Origin of the sequence: Nocardia goodfellowii, from assembly GCF_017875645.1 — a bacterium.
Taxonomy (GTDB): domain Bacteria; phylum Actinomycetota; class Actinomycetes; order Mycobacteriales; family Mycobacteriaceae; genus Nocardia; species Nocardia goodfellowii.
Genome location: NZ_JAGGMR010000001.1, coordinates 350,752 through 374,068 on the forward strand (window position 1 = coordinate 350,752; position 23,317 = coordinate 374,068).

General features: G+C 67.6%; 1 protein-coding gene (cut by both window edges). It reads right to left on the reverse strand.

The whole window is internal to a LuxR C-terminal-related transcriptional regulator gene (locus BJ987_RS01580) on the reverse strand: the coding sequence, 51,618 nt in all, runs 19,335 nt past the left edge and 8,966 nt past the right edge, and what appears here is coding positions 8,967-32,283 — codons 2,989 (partial) to 10,761 (complete); the first complete codon in reading order (the gene reads right to left) occupies positions 23,314-23,316. The start codon and the stop codon both lie outside this window.

The window sequence follows — 23,317 nt, forward strand, 5'->3', positions numbered from 1 at the left end:
TTCCGCCGGGCTCAGCGGCGAGGTCGGGGCGGTAGTCTCCGCGGTGCCGAACTGCGGGAGCAGTTGCCCGATGCTCGAAGGCTCGGGCTCGCTCGACGTCACGCTCTCGGCGTTCCCGAGCAGGCCGTTGTAGGCGTCCGCGGCTTCCAAGACCCCGGTGCTGGTCAACCAATTGGTGTAGAGATCCAGGGTATCGGGGTCGGTGTCCGCGTCGCCGAACAAATCCCGTTCTTCCAGAACGGATTCCAGATCAGCGACCGAGGTGTCCAAACTCTGCGCGAGTGCGTTCGCGAGGTGTTCGCATTCCGCGCGCAAATCGGCCAACCGCGGTGAATTCGCGGTGAGTTCGCCGGGATCCATCGACAGCAAAGCGGCCAGGTCGGCCAGATTCGCGCGCGCCGCCTCCAACTGAGTATCCGGGGCCCGTTCGGCCGGCAATCGCGGCGGGAGGGCTTCGGCACACAGTTCGACGAACGAGGCCAGATCCGGTGATCCGGTCGCGGCGGCGGCGCGACGCAACTCGGCGACCGGATCGTCGGAGGTTCGACGCGGTGGATCGACCAGATCATCCACCGCGAGCAACCGGGCAAGCTCCTGTTGCAATTCTGCGCTGGCCTCGCGCAACCGCCGCGCAGCCGCGTCGTCGTACACGGCGGTCGTGTACTCCTGAAGCTGCAGTTCATGAGCCTCGTAATCCAACAAAATGTGCTGGCGGACCCAGTTTCGCAACTCTGGCAACCTGCCAGCATCCACAGCGCGCTGCCAACCTTCGGCATCCAGGGCACGCAACTGATCCTGCACGGTATCCACGGCCCCTCGAAGCCGTCCGGGCGCCTGAAGCACCTTGATATCCAGACCCAGCGCTCGCGCCAGCTTTTGCTCCGCCTCGGTGCCGAGCGCGGCGGGTTCCGGTAGACGGGTGGACTGTGCGTCGGGTTCGGCGGCGGGGGGTTCGCTACCGCCGGTTTCCTGGTAGATCGCTGCGAGACGTTCGACAAAATCCGTGCCCGCGCGATCCGCGCTGCGACGTACCTTGTCCGCCCATTGGACGGCGTTGTTGGCGGCCGGGCTATCGATCGCTTTCCGCCCGGTGGGGCTCTCCAGGAAAGCGTCCACTTCCGGATCGGTTAGCCGTTCGGCGTCGGCGTGTGACATGCCGAGTTGTGTGAATTGTTCGATCTTCGCGGCCGATGTGGCGCGCCGGACACCGGCGGCCGGGGTCTCCCGATATTCCTGATAACGCTGCAGAACAATAGCTTTGGCTTGCTCGACGACACCTTGATCGGAGTGTTCGGCAATCTGCGTCAGCAATTTGCGCAGCGCCTTCGGCAACTCCTCGATGGTGTTTGTAGTCACCGGATCCGGCTGCGAGGTGGCGGAGTCGGCGAGGAACCGGGGGAGCTCACTTTCGACCCACTGTTTGGTCCGAGCTGCGGCATCACGACCGATTCTATCCAGCGCACGCTCACCGACGATCTGATCGTCGGCGTACTCCCGCGCCATCGATGCCACCTCGGCGTCGGGCGTGTCGTTGGCTTCGAGCTGTTGCGTCTTGTTCTTCAAGAACTCGCGATAGGCACGCTCCGCGCGTTCCTTCCGGAACTCTCGATAACGTTCGGTCACAGCAGCTTTGACGCTGTCAGCAAAATCCGGGTCAGCGGAGGCTCGGTCGATTCGATCCAGGATCGTGTACATCGCGTCGGGCAACTCGTCATCCGGCAACGCCGGCATCGAGAACGGCCGGTCGCCGTCCGGATTCAGACGGGCGCTCGAGGCCACCTCGGTGTTCGCATAGTCGATCACCTCGACTCGGTGATCCTCGAGCACCCCACCGTTCTCATCCTCGATTCGGAGGGCTTCGATCTGAGCCTTCTCGGTCGGGGCGATGCCATCCAGGAAATGCCACACCAACCTCGGCGGGCGCCCGTCGACCCACAAAGCTCGATTCAGATAGGCGATCTGCAGCTGACGACGCACCTGCGCCTCGGTTTCCGGCTGCAGGTTTCGGTCCTGTTGCACCTCCCGCGCACGGGTCTTCACCTCGTTCCACGTGGCGCCGCGATCTGTGAGAACGTCGACTTCGCCCTCGATCCGGCCCACTATGGGCAAATCTGCGTCGATCAGCTGGCATACACGCGCTACGCCGTCCAATTGCGAGGCCACGGTGAGTTCACCAAGCAGTCCGCGCATCACCACCTGATAGCCCTGAAGGAAGGCCACATTGGCCGCCTCGTTGATCGGCTTTCCGGTCGGAGTCTTGCCCTCGAAATGATCACCGGCGAGCTCGGCCAGTTGGGACCGAGTCGACGTGATGATCGTCTGCCATTGCTCGGCACCGTTGTCCCGCAGCTCGGGCTTGTCCGCCAGCAAGCTATCCAGCGCGTCCTGCGCTCGAGTCACTTGATCGAGCAGCCCGGTGATCCTTTCGATGACGAACCGTTGTGCGGCAGGCAATTGCGGATCGATGTCGGAAGCGATCCCGCGTTCGGCCAGATCGATCCGGATGAGCCGATGAACGAAGTTGCTGCGAGCCCGCTCGGCGCGTACCCGGATTTTGTCGACCCACCGGACGGTGTCCTCCGCAGCGGCACTGTCGATGGCACCCTGCGTACGTCCACTGGCGATATCGACCGTATTCCGTTGCCGATATTGTTCGAAGCGCCTGAGCACGAAATCTTTCGCTCGATCCGCTAAAACCGGGTCGGTTGCGGTGGCATCAATCTGTGCCAGCAAGTTTACGAGGGCCCGGGACCTGGCGGGCGTATCCAAGTGGCGGAGTACGTGGGTTACCGGCGTACTTTCGGTGGCATCCGTCGCAGTCGGCTGCGGCGCAGCTCGGAACAGTTGGGGAACTGCTCGCTGGGCCCACTGTTCGAGGCGATCACCGACCGTACGGATAAGGGCGCGCTCAGCCCTGGTACCGGTCATGTACTCGTTCGCCAGTCGCCGGGCGGTAGCTTCGGCTTCGGCCGCCAGCTTTCCCTCCGAGAGCAAATCGCGGCGCTTGTTGTTCGCGTATTCGCGCCACAGGCCCTCTACACGCTCGGCATAGAACGCTTGATACTGCTCGCGCACGGCGCTTTTGGCGCGCTCTGCCGTATCGGTATCCGGTGCAGTCCGGTCAACGTCGTCCAGCAGCCGCTGGACTCTTTCGTCCAGGGCAGCGGGTGGCTGGGCCGGTTCCGCGTTTCTCTCCGGACTGTCTGGCGCGCGCGGATCCCCTTCAGGTCCAGAATTATTGGAAATGTTCTGGCCGACATAGAGGTTATCGGCAGGGAGTGCGGCGTTCGGGGTGGCGGTGTGCAGGACGACAGGCTGGCCGTCCTTCCACACCGCCGCCCAGAGCGCGACGGTCCCTTCGCGGCTGCCGCCGGCGATATCGGCCAGCGGCACTTCCTTGGCCACGGTCTCCTGTTCACCGCTCGGCAACGTGCGAGTGGGCGTGCGGCGGCCCTGCGGGTCGGCGAAGAACTCCTGACCGTCCACGATCTTGTTCAGCGTGACCGGTTCGCCATTGAGCGTGAAAGCGTGTGTGCCGTCCTCGTTCTGGCCCACATAGGTGAGGGCGACGGCGTGACCCGTGGAGCCGTGCCGGTCCGCGGTGGCGCGCTGTTCGACGACGAAGGCGGTGGTGCCGGGGCCCGAGGCGATCAGGCCGCGGACCAGGCGGGCGTGGCCGGAGGCGGCGGCGTCGGTGACGAAACCCTGGACCTCCGCACCCTTGAAGGTGCGCTTGATGTCGCTCCAGAGCACCCCGGCCAGCCCCGGTTCCAGCAGGTCGGCGTCGGTGACGGGCTGCCCCTGTGCGGCGTTGACGTGCTGTCCGGCCAGCGGCACGCAGTTGTTGTCGTGCTGGTCGAGCAGGTAGCGGCGGCGTGGGAAGTTGCCGTCACCGTCGGCTTCGACTGTGACAACCAGGGTTTCGGTACCGGGGTCGCCGACGATGTGCGCCGAGACGTGCACGCCACCACGCATGATGCCGACATCGCCGCTGTAGGACTGGGTGGCCGCGGTGACCAGCTCGGTGACCTCGCGGCGCGCTTCGGCGACCTTCGCGGCGGGCCAGCCGGACAGCATCGCCTCGAGCTGGCTGCGGATCGGGCCCACGCCCTGCACGCCGAAGTACAGGGTGGTGCCGAGGCGGCGGGTGGCGGCCGGGTCGTTGACGTTCGGCGCGAACTCGGTGGTGTAGCCGATCGGGGTGGCGCGGGCACCGGTCAGCCGCTGCCACAGGGTCCGCTTGCCGGGCAGGTGCGGCGGGATCCAGTCGTAGCCCGCGGCCTTCGCGGTGGCCTCGGCGACCGCGGCGGTGGCGTTGGGATTGGTGGCGAAGACCTTGATTTCGGCCAGCGCCTTCTCGATGAGGATGATGTCGGCGCGCAGCGGTTTGCCGGCGATCAGCCGGTTCCACATCGCGGCGACGTTCGGGTTCTGCGGGATCTCGGTGTTGCGCAGCAGATAGTTCCGGACGCGGCGCAGCGTGTCGAGGACTTCCTCCGGCGAGCGCGGGTTGCCCTGATGATCCTTGAGCCAGGTGGAACCGTCGTCGTGCTTGCGGATCGTCGTGCCCTTGGGGTCACGAATCCACGCGCCGTCCTTGTCGCGCACCCACTCCTTCGGGTCGCCACCGGAGTAGCGGTCGACGCCGGCGAGCGCGTTGTCGCGAACCTGGGTGAGGAAGCTGTCGTTGTCGTACAGGCGGTTCTGCTCGAAGCTGTCGTAGTGCTCCGCCGTCTCCGCGCGAAGGGTTTCGCGTGCGGCCTCATTGGCGTTCCAGCGCTCGGCCAGCGCCTCCGGGATCTCGACGCTCTCCCCCGCGTACGGCAGAACCGTCCCGTCCAGACGCAGTTGCTCGGAATTGAGCGCGGGCCCGGCCAGCAGCTGGTTGTGCAGCGGCTGGGCGTCGGGCTGGGCGTCGTTGAACCAAGCGTAGGTCCGGGTGCCGCGGACCACCGGGACGAGCTGGATCCAGCGGCCCTCGCGCACCTCCGGCACCCACTGCGAAGCGTCGGCCAGCCCGAAGGCCAACTGCGGATGACGGCTCACGAAATCGGCCGACAGGGAGAACTGCACGGACTGTCCGTGCGCGGTGTTCGCGGGCAGCCAGCGGGTAGCCGACAACACGAAATGGCCGATCCACTTGCGATTCTGGACCAAACTCCGCATCCACGGGTGGGTCGAAATCCGGTCCATGATGCCCAGCCCGAGGATGCGCAGATGGAACAGGTTGAGGCCGACATCGGAGGTCCAGGCGTCGACGCCCTGGGGCACGTTGTAGATCGTCGGCGCGAACGGCGGGTTCTGCGGGAACAGGAACGCCGGAACCTCGTCGCCCTCGAACTCGTGCAGGGCCGCGAGCATCTTGTCGAAGGTCGGCACCATCGACACCTTGAACAGGAACGGCGGCTGCGGCTCGGTCCACTTGGTCTTCTCCCACGGCCGGGCGTGCTTGGCCGGGTTCCAGGAGCCGGAGCGCTCGGTCAGTTCCGCGTCGGTGGAGGGCAGTAGTTCGGTGCTCGCGTAGCGGCCGTCGGCGTCGAGTTCGACCCGGGCGAAACTCATCTGCAGCGGGAGCGTCGGCGAGTTCGCCAAACCCATGATCATGTTCAGGTCGGTGCGCGGCGGCATGGCCGAGTGGGCGGCGCGCCGGTAGTCGTTGACATCGGTGTCGGTGCCGACGACGGTCATCCGGGAGAACCCGGGCGACCGGGCGGTCGTGGGACGGATACCGACCCGGTCCGAAACCGGTAGCAGGCCCATGTCATTCAGTGCGTCCAGCGCGGCCTGCTGCTCGGACAGCCGCTGCAGCGCGTTCTCGGCTTGCTCGATCCGCGCCATGGCGGTGCGCAACTGCTGCACCTCTTCGGCGCCGGTTTCGCGGGACCCTCGATAGTGCGGGTTCAGCTGGTTGGAGTCGACGACGCCGAAGGCGTTGGCCACCGTGTACTGCGCCCGGGTGGACGCGGTGATCTCCAGGGTCAGCGCCGTGTGCAACTCGGCCAGTTCGGCTTGATCGAATTTCTCGCTGAACGCCGCGTGTGTGCGTTGCAGATCCTCCAGGGCTAGTTCGGTCTCGCGCACCTTCTGCCGCAGCACGCGCAGATCCGATTCTTTGAAGCGTGCGGCCTCCGGATTGTCTACCCCGTCGAATTCCAGCGCCAGAATCCCTTGGCGCAGTTGGCTCGCGGCCGCCCGGCCGCGTGCGATCTGCTGCTCCACAGCCTGGAATATCCCCAGGATGACCTGGAACCGGTCCCGCATGGCGAGCGCGCCATCGAGGTTGTCGATCAGCTCGAGGTCGGTGCGGAACTGGGCGAGTTCGTCTGGGCCCGCGAAGCTATCGGCCAGCTGCGCCCGCAGTTCGTCGATTTCCGTCTGAAGATCGTGCCGCGCCTGGCTGATCGCTTCCTGACGCGCTTCGACCGCCGCGGTGCGCGCCGATTCAGCCTGTACCGCAGCGTGTTCCGCGACCTCGGTGCGCAGCCGCGCCTGCTCGGTCAGAGCCAGCGCGGCATCCGCACGACCCTCCGCGCGGGCCTGCTCGGCCTCGGCGAGCGCCTGCGCGGCCTCGGTGCGGGCCGCGGCTTCCCGGGCGAGCGCCTCGGCCATTTCCGTGCGCAGCGCGGCCGGCGGCCCATGGGCGGGCGGCTGCCGGTGCGCGGGGGTGGGCACGTTCTGGTCCGGGGTCTGGCCGATGCGCAAGTCGCCGTCGGGCTGCGCGACGCGTTCACCGATGCCCTCGATCACCTTGTTGTTCTTGAAGGTCACCGCATAGGTCGCCGAATTGGCGTTCGTCGCGCTGCCGGTCAACGCCGCCAGCGTGGTCCGCTCCCCGCTGGGCAGCGTGAACTCCACCTCGCCCGCGCTGTTGACGCCCGCATAGGTGACCGGGACGCCGTCGATCAGGAAGTTATTGCCTTCCAGATACTTCAGCGTCCAGGCGTGCGCGCCGATCTCGTTGTGGTCCGGCGTCTGCCGCTGATCCAAGACCCAGGCCATCGCGCCGGGGCCGCCCCGCTCCATCAGGTTCTGGATCAGGGTGACGTGCGCGGATTCCGCGGGGCCGAATCCTTCCAGGCGCGCCTGGTTCAGGAACGGCTGCGTCTGCGCCCACGTCATGCCCGACAGGTTGCCCAGCCGTACCTTGGGCACGGAGACGACGTCCGGCTGGCCCGGCGTGTGCTGATCGGCGGCTACCCGGCCCAGGGAATCCGGGACGCAGGTGTTGATCGGCGGCGCGTCCGCGGGCTCTTGCGGCGGGGCCGTGGTGCCGTTGGCGTCGCCGGGCGTTTTCGTCGCGGTGCCGTCCTGCGGTACCACGGGTTGCGCGACACCGTGTGCGCGATCCCACGCGTCGCCGTAGATATCGGTGTACCTGCTACCCGTCTCGTTCGGACCGGCCCGGCCGCTCAGGAGTTCGACGAGGGCGTCGACGCCGGCCAGGAATCCGCGTTGCCGAGCGGTTTTCGGATCCGACGGGTCGGCGCTGAGCGCCGCGTCCCGCGCCTGGCTGAAAGCGTGATCGTAAGCCTGCTCCAAGGCGTCGACCGGCAGCACGTAGCCGAGGTCCTGGAGTGCCTGGAGGTCCCGGAGTTGCTGGCGCAGCTCGATCTCCACGGCGTGGGCCCGGCTCTCCTCCCGCACCATCGACTCGACGTAGTCATCGCGCGTCATCGAGAGGCGGCTGCGAGTGTTGCTGGCGGACTTGTTACGACTCGTCGCATCGGCGTGCATCGCCGCATGCGCCAGAGCGACGGCCTGCTCGAGATCGGAGGCGCCGATATCGAGGACGATGGCCCCGCGCTCGGGCAGGAAGAGGGCTTCCGCACCGGATTCGTGGATGATTTCCACCCCGGCGCGCTCCAGCATGTCGTTGATCCAGGTACCGATCTCGGTGCCGCTCAACAGGTTTCGAACATCGTCGGCGCGCCGCGCGGACTCCTGGCGGGCCAGGTGCCTGGAGGACGGCGCGTCCGCGGGCAGAGCGGGCGGCTTCGCGGTCACGCGAACCCCTGTCGCCTTCGCCTCGGGGACGACCTTGGCGGTCACCACCGCGTATCTGTCGACGGAGACCTCGAGGTAGGTCACCCGATGCGCGGGGTCGGCCACCGCCGCCGCGACCGCCGGATCGAGCGCGACCGCGGCGGCCAGCGGTGTCGCGTAGTCGCCGCGCAGGCCGACGACGACCAGGTGCGGCGGCTCGCCCTCGACGAGACCGACCCGGTCGGTCACTACCCGGGCGTCCTGGTCGAGGGTGACCGTGTCCGCTTCGGTGGCACCGAAGAACATGGATTCGCCGAGCACGTCGCGAGCGGCCAGCCCCGTCACCGCGTCCGCGGCGCGCAGCAGCTGTGCGAGCGCGTGCTGGTGGCGGTCCACCGCATCGGCCAGGCGCAGCAGATCGAACTCGCGGCGCAGCAGATCCGCGCGCTGTTCCGCGTCTGCTCCGGACAGCGGCACCCTGGCCAGTTCCGCCTCGTCGATGGACAGCGACTGCACCATATTCGCGCGCTCGAGGGCGTTCCACTGGCGCATAAGATCGGCCTGTGCCGCCGCGGTTTTTGGATCGCGCTGTCCGGCAGGCAGTCCCAGCGCCTCCGCCAGATCCGCGATCTCGGCGATGATCGCCTGCTGGCGGGCCTGGGCGGCCCGGCCCTGATTGAGGAGCTCATACAGCTGCTGCTCGACCTGCTGATTGGACGGTTCGTGAATCGACAGCAGATCGAGGTGGTTCTTGGCGCCTTTCTCCCAGGCCTTCGTGTAGTACTCCTGGTAGTTCCGGCCGTCGTTCCACTTCGACGTCGCGACGTCGTCGCGGATCGCCTCGATACCCGCGCGCCTGGCCAGGTCGCGGACCTGCGACGGATCCAGATTCGGGTCACTCTGGTTGCTCTGCGCGACCGCGGCGTCATAGGCGGCCAGATACGCGACATGTCGCGGGGCCAGCGTCAGGCCGTAGCCCGCTTGTATTGCCTGGCGCGCGAATTCGGCTTCCATGCCGAACGCCGCGGATTCCTCGCGCACCATGGCGTCGACATAGGCCTCCCGCGACCACACCTTCATGTGGAACGGGGTATTGACCCCCTCGCCGGTCAGCCGGGCGCGAGCGTGCACCGCTTCGTGGACCAATATCAGCGCCTGCACCAGATGTGTGCGACCCGTCTGGCGGATCATCGCGGTCAGGCGCTCTTGGATGTACTCACCGTCGGCATGAGCGGACAGACCATCGGAGTAATCGATGGTGATCGCGTAACGCTCCAGCATGGCCATTATTTCGCGGCCGACCTCGGTCTCGACCAGCAAGGCTCGCACCTGCTGCGGGTACCGGTCCAGCGAGGTACCGAAGTAGTCGCTGTCGGCGGGCGGTACGGCGTCCACATCGCCGGTGGTGAGGATGACGGGCTGCTTGCCCTTCCAGACCGCTGCCCAGAGGTCAACCTCGGCATCGGTGGTGCCACCGGTCAATTCGGCCAGCGAGACCGCGGCCGGCTCCCCCGAATCCGGACCTTCGAGCGCCTTGCGGGCGGCATCGGAGCGCGGGGCCTGGAACCACGGGTGACCGTTGGGGTCGAGGTGGCTCAGTGTGACGGGTTCACCGTTGAGCAGGAAATCATGTGTGCCGTCGGGGTTTTCGCGGACATAGTGCAGTGCCACCGCGTGCCCGACATCGCCATGACCCAGGGCGCGCCGTTCGAAGATGTAGGCGGTGGTGCCCGGACCCGAGTGGAGCATGCCCTGCACCAGGCGGGTGTGCGCACTTGTCTGGCCCTGGGCGGCAAAACCCTGCACCTCCGCGCCGTGGAGCGTGGGCACCACAGCACTCCACAGCACACCGCCCAGCGACGGTGTCAGCAGATCCGCGTCGGTGACGGCCAGATCCGGATCGATGTCGGGGTCGAGGGCGGTGGCCGCGTTCTGTGCGGCGTTGACGAAGCCCGCGGCCACCGGCACGCAGTCGTTGTCGTGCTGGTAGAGGGTGTAACTCCGTGGGCCCAGCCGTCCGTCACCGTGGGATACCACGCTGAGCTGCAGCCGCTGGAAACCCGGCTGACCGGTGACGCGGCCCGCGACCGATACGACATTGCGGGCGATCCCGTGGTCGCCGGAGTAGCTGCGGGCAGCCGCACGAACCAGCTTGGTCACCTCGGCCTGCGCCTGATCGATCTTGGCTTGCGGCCAGCCGCGCATGATCGTGGCCAGATGCGCGCGGATCTCGTGCAGACCCTGCACCCCGTAGTTCGGTTCGGAGTGGAAGTAGCGGGTGCGGGCCGGATCGTTGACGTTCGGATCCAGCTCCGAGGTGAACCCGAGCGGGTCGGCGCGGCGGCCGGTCCAGCGCTGCCACCGGGTGCGCTCGGCCTCCAGATGCGGACGGTTCGCATCCCAGTTCAAGCCCGCCTCGATCGCCGCCGCATGCGCCTGCTGACCGGTGGCGCCGGGGTGCCGGGACAGGAATTGGAGCTCGTAGCGCGCGGCTTCGAGCGCGATGATGTCCTCGCGCACCGGCTTTCCGGCGATCAGCCGCTTCCACATGGCGGCGACATCGTGGTTGGGCAGGATCTCGGAGTTGCGCATCAGGTAATCGCGGATGCGCTTCAGCGTCGCGACGACTTCCTGCTCGGAACGGACCGTGCCGGTGTCGCTCTTGAGCCAGGTGGACCCGTCCGGATTCTTCGGCACCGTCGAGCCCTTGGGGTCGACGTCCCAGGCGCCGTCCTTGCCGCGCACCAAACGCTTGGGGTCGCCGCCGGAGTACGCGTCCGGGTTCGCGAGCGCCTGCGCCGCGATCTGGGTGATGTAGCTGTCGCCTTCGACTCGATTGCGCTCGAAGTTCGCGTAGTCGACCTCGGTGCGCTCCCGAATCTCTTGTCGCGCAGCCTCATTGGCTTCCCACCGGGCGTCGAGACCCTCGGGGATCTCGATGCTCTGGCCGGTGTAGGGAATGACGGCGGAACCGTCCAGGTGTCGCTGTTCGGCATTGTAGGTGGGCCGGGCGACCTCGGGATTGTGCAGCGGCATCGGGTCTGGCTGGGCGTCGTCGAACCAGCCGTACTTGCGGCGGCCGCGCGCCAGCGGCACCAACTGCAACCATTGACCATTACGGATCGCCGGAATCCACTGCTCCGCTTCGAGAATCGCCGCGGTCAGCCTCTCGTGGTCGCGGACGAAGTCGGACGACAGCGGTACCTGCACCGACTTGAACTTGGTGGTGCTGGGCAGCCACTTCGTCGCGGTCAGCACGGTCCGGCCGATCCACGGCCGGTTGTGCACCAGGCTCTTGGTCCACCGGTGGCCCGGAATCCGCTCCAGAATGCCCGTGAACCAGATGCGCAGGTGGAAGAGGTTGAGCCCGACGTCGGAGGACCACGCGTCCAGCCCCTCGGTGTTGATGTAGACACCGTTGCCCAGCGGCAGGTTGGGCGGGAGCAAGAAGCCCGGGACCTCGTTCGGACCGAAATCGTGCAGCGGAGCCAGCATCTTGTCGAAGCTCGGCACGATCGAGACCTTGAGCAGGAACGGCGGCTGCGGCTCGGTCCAGCGTTCCTTCTCCCACTTGCGGGCGTGCTTCTTCGGGTCCCAGGTCGGCTTCTTGGGCGTCAGCTTGTTCGGATCCGGCAGGGCGCCTGCGCGGGCGGTCAACTCCGCTTTGGTGGAGGGCAGATCGACGGCGCCTTGGTACCGGCCGTCGGCATCGACCGAGATCTGGGCGAACCGCACAGTCAGCGGCTGCTTACTGTCCGCGGCGAAGCTCAGCAGCGTATCCAGCTCGGTGAACGGCGAGAGCTGCGCCTGCAACGCCTGCCGGTACCCCGCGGTGTCGGTGCCGGTGCCGACCACCATGATCTCGGCATCGCCGAACAGCGTCGAGGGCCGCGTCGAGGGCCGCACACCCACGCGGTCCGCGATCGGCAGCATTCCGTGAGCATCGAGTGCGTCGAGGGCCGCCTGGCGCTCCGCCAGCCTGCTCAGCTCCGCCTCGGCGCGCTCCAAGCGAGTCAGGTTGTCGCGCACCAGGTTCAACTCACGCGCACCCGGCTCCAGTTCCCGCCCGTAGCGCGGATTCACCTGCTGCACATCGGCGATTCCGAAAACCCGGGCGAGCGAATCACGTGCGCGCGTACCCGCCTCGAGGTCCGCCACCAGCGCGTCGTGCACCTCTTGCAGGTCCCCGGGCGGCAGCTGCTCGATCAGCTTGCTGTGCGCGATCTCCAGCTTGACCAGGGCCTGTTCGGCCTCGGCCAGTTTCACCTTGGCGGCGCCCATATCGTTCAGTGCCGAGGCGTGCGAGTCGACCGAGGTGTTCACGACATCACGCAGAGCCGCTGCGAGCTTGTCGACCGTCTGCTGGCCGCGCTCGATTTGCGCCTCGAGCGTGCGCAGCGTCTCTTGTGCGATCTCGACGCGATCGAGCAGCTGCGCCGCACCGTCGATGTTCTCGACCAGGTCCACATAGTCGTGGACCTGCGCGATCTCGGTGTCACCGCCGAGCCGGGCGGCCAGCCGCGCACGCAGGCTGTCGATCTCGGCCTTAATGTCCTGCTGGGCCCGGTCGATCGCGGCCTGTTGCGCTTGGACCGCGCCGCTGCGCGCCGATTCCGCCGCGGCGAGCGCGTTGTCGGCTTCCTCGATGCGTTGCAGCGCTTCGGTTTCCAGCCGCAGCGCCTGCTCGGGCAGGCCGTCGGTGCGAGCTTGCTGGGCCTGGGCCTGCAAGCCCGCCGCGGCGGCGCGCGCGTCGGATTCCCGGGTGAGCGCGTCGGCCATTTCCTGCCGCGCCCGTGCGATCTCGGCGGGCGGGGCGTGGGCGGGCGGTTGCCGATTCGCGGGAACCGGTGAGTTCTGGTCCGGGGTCTGACCGATGCGCAAGCCCGCGTCGGGCTGGGCGACAGCCTCGCCGACGTTCTCGACCACCTCGCCGTCGTGGAAGACCACGGCATAGGTGGCGGCGTTCGCGATCCGCGCGCTTCCGGTGAGCGCCGCCAACGTATCCCGCTTGCCGCTGGGCAGGGTGAACTCCGGCTCGCCGTAACTGTTGATGCCCTCGTAGGTGACCGGGATGCCGTCGATCATGAAGTTGTTGCCGTGCAACCACTTCAGCGCCCAGGCGTGCGCGCCGATGTTGTTGTGGTCCGGGGTCACCCGTTGGTCCACAACCCAGGCGATCGAGCCCTCGGGTGCCCGTTCCATCAGATTCAGCACCAATTCGGCGTGCGCCGTGCTCGGATCGCCGAAGCCTTCCAGTTGCGCGCCGTGCAGCAGCGGCTGGGTTTGCTCCCAGGTCAAACCCGCCAGGTTGTTCGGATAGATCTCGGGCACAGTGACCACGTCGGGCCGGTCCGCGGTGTGCTGATCGGCGGCGATCACGCCCAGCGAATCGGCGACGCAGGTGTTGATCGGGGTCCCCTGCTCGGAGAGCATGTCGCTGGTGAGATGCAGCGCCGGGAAGTCCCGGCCCAGCAGCGGCAGCAGGAAGCCGCCGACTCGCATCGCGATATTGGCCGCCGAGCTGTGGCCCTTGGTCCGGATCTCGCGCTCTTCGAAGGCCAGTTGCAACTGCTCGATGGGTGCCACCGCGTCGCCGGACGGCTTGATGCCGACGAAGCCGGGGCAGACACCGTTGCGGGTGTTCTTACGAATCTCCTTGGTGTCACCGGTGATTCCCACCTTGGTGATCTGCTGCGCCGCCGGATCGAATTCGATCGCGAATTCCGGCGGCTTGTTGGGCGCGGTGAACTGGCCCAGGGTGCTGAAGGTGACACCGGCCATCACGCTGAATTGGCTGGTGAACTCGAACAACGCCTGCTGGACGCTCGCCCAAGACCAGCCCGCGACCTGGTCGCCGCGCTGGGACAGGCTGGTGAGGAAACCGCGCAACACCAACGCGATGCTCTCCATGTTGGTGGCGGCGCTGAGCACCGTCTTATCGCCGCGCGCGTTGTAGACACCCTCCGAGGGGGCGGGGAGATCCAGCGCCAGCCGCATCGCGTCCGGCACACCCTCCAGCAACGGGTCGCGGGCCCGGGACCGCTCGTTCTTGATCTCAGCGAGCCGGTGCCACTTCGGGTCGTCCATCTGTGGCCAGGTCGCGGTCAGAAGCTCGACCGCCGCCTGCATGAAGGCGTGCATACCGGAATCGCGCGGATAGCCATCATGTCCCACCATCACGTATTCGGTGGCGCTCTTCATCGTCGTGGCGTAGTACCCCGGCTCGGTGCCGGAGTAGTCGGCCCGCACGGCCGCGGCGATCCGCTCCGGATGCGCCATCATCTCCTGCAGTGCGAGCTGAGTCAGCTTGTACTGCAGCACGCCCGAGGCGACCGACCGCTCCAACGACAGCCGCAGGTAGGTGAGCTCGGGCTCGGGGAACACGTCCTGCATCGTGCGGTCCGGACCGTGCACCTTGTCCGGGACGTTCGCGGCCAAGAACTTCTGACCGATCTCCTCGATCACGGCGTCGGCCTGGCTCGGATCCGCCAGCACCCGCGACTGGCCCTCGACCATCAGCTCGCGGGTCACCGATACCGCGGTACGCGGCACGTCCACCGACGGGATCCAGCCCTCCGGCGCCTCCAGCAGTCCTTCGAGCGTGCCCACTCCGTCTTCGAATTCGTCTTCGTCTGCCTGACGCACCTCCAGTTCGGTGGCGTTGCGTTCGTACATGCCGTACATCAAGCTGATCTGGCCGCGCACGCGCGCGATGTCATCGGCATAACCCGCGGGCTGGTCCCGCTGCAGCCGGGTGACTTCGGCGTGCGCGTTGGTGATCATGGCTTCGAGCACCCGCGCGCGTTCCTGGGCGATCTCGACCCGTTGGGCCGCGGTGACGTGCACCAGCGCCGGCGGTCGCCCCGGACGGAACAGCACCAGCGGCTCACCACCCGCGCTGTGCTGCTCCATCATCCCGACATAGGCGGTCCACTCCTCGTCCGCCATCGGATGCCAGTACGCCAGCGGCGGATGCTGCACGCCCATAGTCGCGACGATCATCTCGTCGTTGAAGTACAAGTTCTCCGACGGCGACAGGCGCGTGCCGTCGGCGTGCCGGACGTCGAACAGGTCGTGGTCGCCGGTCACCGGCGCGAAATCACCGGTCTTGTTGCGGCCCTGGACGACTCCGTCGACGACAGCGAACCGGCCCTGCTCGAGGTAGGTGTCCATCTTCCCGCGCAGCGCCTCGTACTCGCGAACACGCTGGCGGTACCTCGCTTCGAGGCCGGCCCAGGTCAGGTCGGATTCGTCGGTCCGCTGCGGCATTCGCAGGTCGTGGTGTCCGCCCTCCGGGAACCGGAAGAAGCCGACCAGGCCGATCGAGTCCGCGGGCGCGCCCAGCATCACGTCGTAGCGGTTGATGGTCTTGGCCTTCATCAGCTCCGGATCGTCGGCCGCGCCCTCGTAGATCCAGGACACCGAATCGGCGTCGGCCGGTCGCACCCAGAGGTGAAAGTCGTTGGCGTCGACGAAGTTCTGGAGCTGTTCCTGCCGGTCCAGCGGGATGCCGCGTTCGTGTTCGAGTTGCTGTGGCGTGACCGGCGTTTCGTCCGGGTTGCTGCCGACGTAGGCGTCGTCGTCGAGCAGCGCCGCGTCCACGTCACCGGTGTCCAGCGTGATCGCCTGACCGCCCTGCCAGGTAGCCGCCCACAGCGCGACCGCGTCGCCGCGGCGGCCACCGGTCAACTCCGACAGCGACATTCGGTTGGCCGGGACGACGGTAGCGCGAATTTCCCAGTGCCCGTTGTTGCCTCGGTCGATCACCCGATCGACGCGCACTTCCAGGCCGCGGGCCGCCAGCACCTCGGGCAGCATGCCCTTGGCGGCCCCGAGATCGCCCAGGTACAGCGCGGGTGTGCCCTCGGGGACAATCAGTTCGACGTGGTAGTACAGCCCGTCCAGTTGCAGCGCGGGACCGATGATGCCCGAGAAGAATCCGGCCAGCGGCTGCTGGGTGCCGACCATGGTTTCGGGAGCGACGCCGAAGGGGTTGGTGGCGGCACCGTAGGTCAACATCACCGATTCGGGCATCACGGTGCGCTGGGTCATCTCGTCGAGCATCTCGATGGCCGTCGAGATCTCCGGTGTCGCTTCCTGCTCTCCGCGCAGCACGGCATCGATGGCGACTTGCGTGGGCCAGCCCAGGGCCTGTGCCGCCGGGTCGCCGTTGAGCGCGAGCACCAGATTGCGCTCGTCCTCGCTGAGCGAGGCCAGGGTGTCCGACCAGTGCTGGGCGCCGAAGTCCTTGGCCTCGGTGAAGTTCATGACGAGTTCGTCGCCGTCGTGCTGGAAGCGCGCGGGTTCGGCCGGCGCGGCCGGCTGCTCGCTGCGGCTCGGCACGAACCATTCCTGGCCGTTCTCGTCGATCCCGCGCAGCGTGTACCGCTTGCCGTTGACCTTGAAATCGTGTGTGCCATCAGCGTTCTCACCGAGGTAGGTGACGGCGAAAGCGTGCGCGATACCGCCGTGGCGGTTCGGGTTGCCGCGCTGTTCGACGGCGTAGGCGGACGAACCGGGGCCCGCGTTGATCAAGCCCTGGAGCAGGCGGGCGTGGCCGGTGGCGTCGTCGTCGAAGGCGAAGCCCTGGATGCGGGCGCCCTGCATCGCCGAGCGCACCTCGACGAACTGCACGCCCGCCAGCGAATCCGGCTCGAGCAGATGCGCCCAGGTGACATCGCCCTGATCGGCGCGCAAATGTTCACCCGCCACCTGGACGCAGTTGGCCTCGTGCTCGTCGTAGGTGTAGACCACCTCGCGGGTGAGGATGCCGCCACCCGCGCGCCGTACGGTGACCTCCAGCACGCGGGAGCCGGGGTCGCCGCTCACCTTCGCCGAGACGTGCACCTTGTGCAGCGCCAGCGTGTGGTCGCCGCGGTAGGTCCGCGCCGAAAGGCTAACGGCCGCTGCCACTTCGGACTGGATCTGGCCGACCTTGGGGCTGGCCCAGCCCGACAGCAGAGCTGCGAGGTTGCGGTTGACCGTGTCCATACCCTGCCGGCCCGGATCCAGGCTGAAGCCGAAGCGGCCGGTTTTCGCCGGGTCCGCCGCGGCGATCGCGGGTTCGTAGGAGTACGGGATGGTGGTCGCCTGACGCCCGGTGAGCCGGGCCCACCGGCTGCGGTGCGCGCGCTCGCCGGTGAGATGCGGGCGGTTGGCGTCCCAGTTGTAGCCTGCCTTGATGGCCGCGGCGTGCGCGGCGGACCAGGCGGCGTCGGGGTTCACTGCCAGGAAGGTGTGCTCGAACAGGGCCGCTTCGAGCCCGATGATGTCCTCGCGCACCGGTTTACCGGCGATGAGACGGTTCCACATCTCGGCTACGTCGGGGATGCGGTTCAGCTCACCGCGCATCAGGTGATCACGCACCCGGCGCAGATTTTCCAGGATCTCCTCGCGCGGACGCACGTTGCCCTGTGCGTCGCGCAGCCAGGTCGACCCGTCGAGGTGCTCGGCCAGCGTCTTGCCGGTGGGGTCGACCGCCCAGGTGCCGTCTTTGCCGCGGACCGGGCGCTTGGGGTCGCCACCGGAGTAGGCGTCCGGGTTCGCGATCGCGTGATCGGCGATCTGGTGCAGCAGACTGTCGCCGTTGTCGGTGCGATCGAATTCGTAGCTCTCGTACTGGCTTTCGGTCCACTCCTGGTTGCGCCGGCCCTGCTCCGCCTGGGCGGTCTGGGGTGCGAGCTCTACCTCCGACAGCGGCAGGGTCTGGCTGGAGAAGACCGGAATTTCGGTGCCGTCCACCAGATGCGGCGCGAGCGGGCGAGCCGAGGGGCGCAGCGGGTCGTCCATCAGCGGCGCGGGCTTGCGCTGCCCGTTGCCGAACCACGCGTAGGTGCGCATGCCGCGCACCAAGGGGACCAGGTGAATCCACCGGCCTTTACGTACCGACGGAATCCATTCCGTCACATTGATGATCGCCTTGGCGAGCGCCGGGTGGCGCTGCATGAACTCGGACGACAGCTGGAATTGGATCGGCCGGCCGTGCGCGGTATTGGCGGGCAGGCGCAGGAATTCAGCGATCGCCAGCATCGCCTTGCCGAGCGCCGGCCGGTTCTGCACCGCCTGCACGGTCCATCGATGGGTCGGAACGCGCGCCCCGACACCGACGATCTCGGTGCGCACCTGGAAGACGCCCTCGCCGAGATCCGACTGGTAGACATCGACTCCCGGTGGCGTGGTGCGCAGTTCGGGCGAGAACGGCAGGTTCTGCGAGTCGATCAGCTCGGACCGCTGGCCCGGCGCGTAGTCGTGCAGCGGCGCGACCACGCCGTCGAAGAAGCCGTCGGAGGAGTACTTGAGCAGGAACGGCGGCTGCTCGTATTCGAACTTGGCCCGCTCGCTCTTACGCCGGTGCTTGCTCGGCGCGTCCGGACGCCCGGCCGAGGCGGGCTCGTCCCGGGTCGAGGGCTGTGCACCGGTCTCCGGCTGCACCAGCGCGAACTCAACTTCCAGTGGAAGCGTGCCCGACGCGGCGAGCTTCAGCGCCATCTCGGCATCGAGATTGCGGGGAAGCACGCGCTGCAGCGCCTGCCGGTAGCCCGCGGTATCGGTATCCGAGCCGACGACCACGATCTTGCGGTACGGGAAGACCGGGTTGGGTTCGTCGGCGAGGAGAACGCCCACCCGGTCCGAAACCGGAATCAGGCCAAGGGAATCCATGGCGATCAGCTGGTAACCGCGGTCCTCCAGCCGGGCCATCCGCTCATCGTCACGGCGTAGCTCGGTGACGGTCTCGCGCAGCGCCGCCACACGCCGGGCACCCTCGGACAGCGCGCCGCGGTAGCGCGGATTCAGTTCCTGGGTGTCGATGACGCCGAAGCGGTCGGCGACCCGATCGGTCGCCTGCTGGACCTGGGCGAACTCCTCGGACAGCCGGGCCTCCAGCTCGGCTATGGCGGCGTGGCGGGCGGTCAGGTCAGCGTGCGACTGTTCCAGGACGTTCAGCTCGAAGGTCGCCACGCTGACGGCTCGCTCGGCGGTCCGCCGCTGGGCGGCAGTGAGATCCTCGGACGACTCCAGTGCCCGCTGCAATTCGAGCCGGAGTCCGCGCAGTTTGTCCCGGCCGGTCTCCAGCTGCCGTTCCGCGGCGGCACGCAGATCCTGGGTGTGCTGGCGCGCGACGCGGGCGCGGTCCAGATCCTGGGCGATGGCGTCGCCGCGGTTGATCAGGTCGAGGTCGTCTTCGAACCGGTCGGCGGTCTCGGTGTCGCCGAATTCGCGAATCAGGCTGTCCCGCAAGGCCGCACTGTGGTCCGCCACTGCCTGCTGCGCCGCGTCCACGGTGGCCAGCTGCTGGCCGACGAACGCGCGTCGCAGCGCCTCCACGTGCTCGCGCAACGCCAAGTCTTGCACCGAGTACGCCACGGCCTGGTCCAGCAGCTGCTGGACCTGATCCGGTTCCATGGCCGCGGTCGGATCCGCGGCTCGGTGCCGCAATTCCGCGATCTCGGCGGCGAGAGCGCGCTGAGCTTCGTGGGCCTGGCGAATCTCGGCCAAGGCCGGCCGTGGGTCCACCGGCGGAGCGTTCGCCGGGGGCTGATTGTGGGCGCGCCGCGGGGAGTTCCGATCCGGAGTTTGGCCGAATCGCACATCGTCGGCGGGTGGTGCGGCGTTCTGGTCGCCGAAGTTCGGCACCACCGCGCCCTTGGCGTAGGCGACCGCCCAGGTCGAGCGGGTTTCGGAGCGAGTACCGCCGGTCAACTCCGCCAGCGACACCTGATGGCCGTCCGGAGTGATGAACCATTCGAGCCCGGTCCGCCTGGACTCCACCTCGTCGTAGGCGACCCGCCGGCCATTCACCTCGTACTGGTTGCCGCCCAAGAATTTCACGACTGAGAGGTGGCCGCCGACATTGTGCTGATCGGCGGTCCATCGCTGGTCGATCACCAATGCCTGGGATCCGGGCCCCTGCGCGCGCAGTGCCTCGACGAGTCTGGCATGACCACGGGCATCGCTGTTGTCGAAACCACCGATCGGAGCTCCGCGCAGGAGCACCCGCAAGTCGCGCCATGCCAGCCCGGAAAGATTGCCCGGAACCGGGACCGGGACGTCGACGACGTCACCTACTTCGGCGTAGATCCGGCTCAGCGAGTCCGAGACACAGGTGTTGATCGCGGCCGGACCATTCGAGTCGATCTCGTCGGTGTAGTGATTCACCAGCGCCGCAAGGGCTTCGATCTCGGAGGCGGTCTGCCGGACGTCGGCGCGCAGCTGTTCGTGCAGCGCGGTCAGCGCGGCGGGGTCGCGCACGAACAGGTCGGCGAACTTCTCCGCCTTGAACTTGCCGAAGGCCGCCTTGGCCTGCGCGTCGGTCATGCTGTAGATGTCGGCGCCGTGCAGGCGAACCCAATCCTGGTCCGGCACAGGCTGTCCCGGCACCGCGGCCGCACCGCGCAGTTCGAGGTACACCCGTAACAGATCGACGTCGGCGACCAGGGCGGCCACGTGTGCGGGTGCGTCGGCGTGGCGGATCGGGGCGATGTCGTCGGCGACACGCGGGTCCCTGGTGAACAGTTCGGGGTCGGCCGCCAGACGTGCGAGCAGCGCGTCGATCTCCTTTGCCTGCTTGGGCTTTGCCGTCTTCAGCGTTTCGAGGGTGGCTTTGGGATCGGCGCCGAGTTCCTCCCGAGTCACCTGCAACTTGTCCAGCGTGCTGTCGAGCTTGTGGTAGGCGTCCAGGTCGTGCAGGATCCGCGCGTACTCGGCCAGGGCCTCGATCTGGACGGCACGGACCTGGTTGTCGAAACGCAGCCGATCCAGCGTGGCGTTGACATGTCCGGGCGTCAGATCGACCCGTCCGACCGGCAGTCTGCCGACCAAATCCGTGATGGCCGACTCGATTTCGTCACGCGACATCCGGTTCAGTTCGATCGCCGGCCGGCTCGGCTGCGCCGGATCGGTGACGATCTGCCATGGCCCGCCGTCGGTGCGCACCATGGTGACGGTCAGATTCCGGCCGTCGAAGTCGCCCGAGAAATGCTTCACCTCTGGCGAACCCACGACGGCCGTGGCCACCTTCCAGGTCCCGTCCGGAGCCTCGCGCGGCCACACCAGCCGGTATTCGACCTCGAGCCGGCCATCGTTGATCAGATCCACCAACCGCGCGTTCGCCGGATCCGCGAGCACTTTCGCCAGCACCGCGTCACGGTCCGGTGAGTTGCCGATCAGCACCAGCCGCACCGGCGAACCGACCAGGCCGACGCCTGGATGGTTGACCGGGTCGACCAGCTGCCCGCCGTGGGTCTGAATCCATTCGGCGGCGGCGATGTCCGCCATCATCTCGGCGTGCGCGCCGAAATCATCCCCGGCGGCGAGGAACAGGTTTGCCTGCTCATCGAAAGCAGTGACCTTCTGTTCCAGGTCGGCAAGCCGAGTCTGCAACTCCGCCAACGCGTTCGGGTCGGTCGCTTCGACGCCGAGCAGGTGGGCTCGCTGATCGACCTCGGTACGGATGTGGTGACGGCGCAGCGCTTCCTCATTGAACCTGCGGGCTTGGGGAGTGTCGCGATGCGACAGGTCCCACCACATGCGCCCGCCCTGCATGTTGTTGTTGACCCCGGTCCAGCTGAGCGTGCCGATACGGCCGCCCAGCTTCGCCGCGACCTCGAGCGCGTACCGCTCCTGCGGACTCGGGCGGTTGATAACGGCCGCCGGGAGCAGATGGGAAAGATCGACATCCGTGCGGAATGGAATGTCGGCGTTCTCTGCTTCGTAACGGGCCAGCGCGGCGGTGAACTCCTCGGTCGAAACCGCCTGGCGGGCCAGCAGATACTTGGCTTGATCGACAGCGGCCTGCACCGCCTCCGGTGTCAGTTCCGTCGGCAATTGGATACCCAGCGGGCCCGCCAGCGCCGCCAGCGCTCGCGCCTGCGCATCCAGCTTCTGAGCGGCCTGCTGGACGTGCGTGCCCCATTCGACCAACTCATCGTGCGCCTGCACGGACGGGTCGTGCTCAGCGTCGGCCGCCAGATTCGGCTCCAGCGAGACATCGACGACCGGGGTGGGCGGGGCAGGCGGAAGCTGCGGGGTCGCGGGCTTTTTCGCGATGAATCGATCGAGGCCGAGTCGCTTGAGTTCAGCTTCGGTCTCGCGGCGGGCGTTCGGATCGGCGTCATCGCGGGTGTAGTCGTAGACCTCCCCGGTCCGTGTGACAGGTCCGTGCGATTCCGCCGAGGTGTGCCGGCTACGCAGGAAATTCCAGATCTTCGGCCAATTGCGCTTGAGGTTGACCAACTCGCGCAGGGTCAGAGCCGGGTTGGCCTCGAAGTTCGTCAAGAAGTCGCTGTCGACCACGTGTCCGACGCCCTGCACCGCGGCCGACTGGCCTTCCGGAACCAGTTCCGACGGCGGATGCACCGGGTTGGTCACATCTCGCTGCATCAGGCGATTCCACGTGCGCCGCAACCAGTTCGGCTTCTTCCCCGCAGCCTTGGCGACTTCCGCCGAGGGCACCTCCGGGGCGGCCAGACGTTCAGCCGGTTCGACGCGCCAGCCGCCGGATCCGTCCGGAGTCAGCCGGACCGGGACGCGGTCGCCGCCGACCTCCAGGTCGATCCGCACCGGGTCGCCCGGCATGCTGCCCGTCTGCATGACCTGGGTGACATCGGCGAAGTCCGCGACCGCTTGTGCACGCGCCAGCGTTTCGGCGCGTAGCGGGGCCAGGGTGGCATCGATGCCGGCCGGATCCAGTCGGTCCGTCGGTACGCCGAGCAGGTTCGCCCAATGGTCTCGGACTAGTTCGATCTCGGTGCGCTGGTCGCGGTCCACCGCCGCTTCCCGCCGGATGACGGCTGTTCGCAGTGCCTCGATGGCACCGGCACGCAGGAGAATTCGGTAGCGCTCTCCGGCGACTGTAGTCGCCAGGTTCGACGGATCACGTTGCGCCGCGGTGAGACCCAGCTGATCCGCCAGTGACTCCTGCACCTGCTGGGCGGTCAACGGCCGCGGAGCTCCGGCGGGCGTGGGTGGCGACTGCAGCGGTCCGGCGATGGCGCTGGGGTCCGCGTCCGGCAGCGGTGGCGCGAGTTGTTCATCGGGCAGCGTGCCGTCCGAACGCTGGAAAAGCACGGTGGCGTCGCGCTCGGCGAAGAACTCGTCGAGCAGCGCGACATAGTCGGTCGCCGACATGCCGGGAGGCCGCTTCGGCGGATACCGCCAGTAGCGTTCGCCGGGGTGGAGTTCATCGGCCGTCAACGGATCGAAGTTCGCCGGGTACAGCATGTGCTGGTTCCCCAGACCGTCCGCCGAGGTGTCGAGGAAGCGCCGCACCAAGGCCATCTGCGCCATCTCCTGCAGCGCGGACTGCGGATCCGGCAGCGCTCCAAGGCTTTCCGCG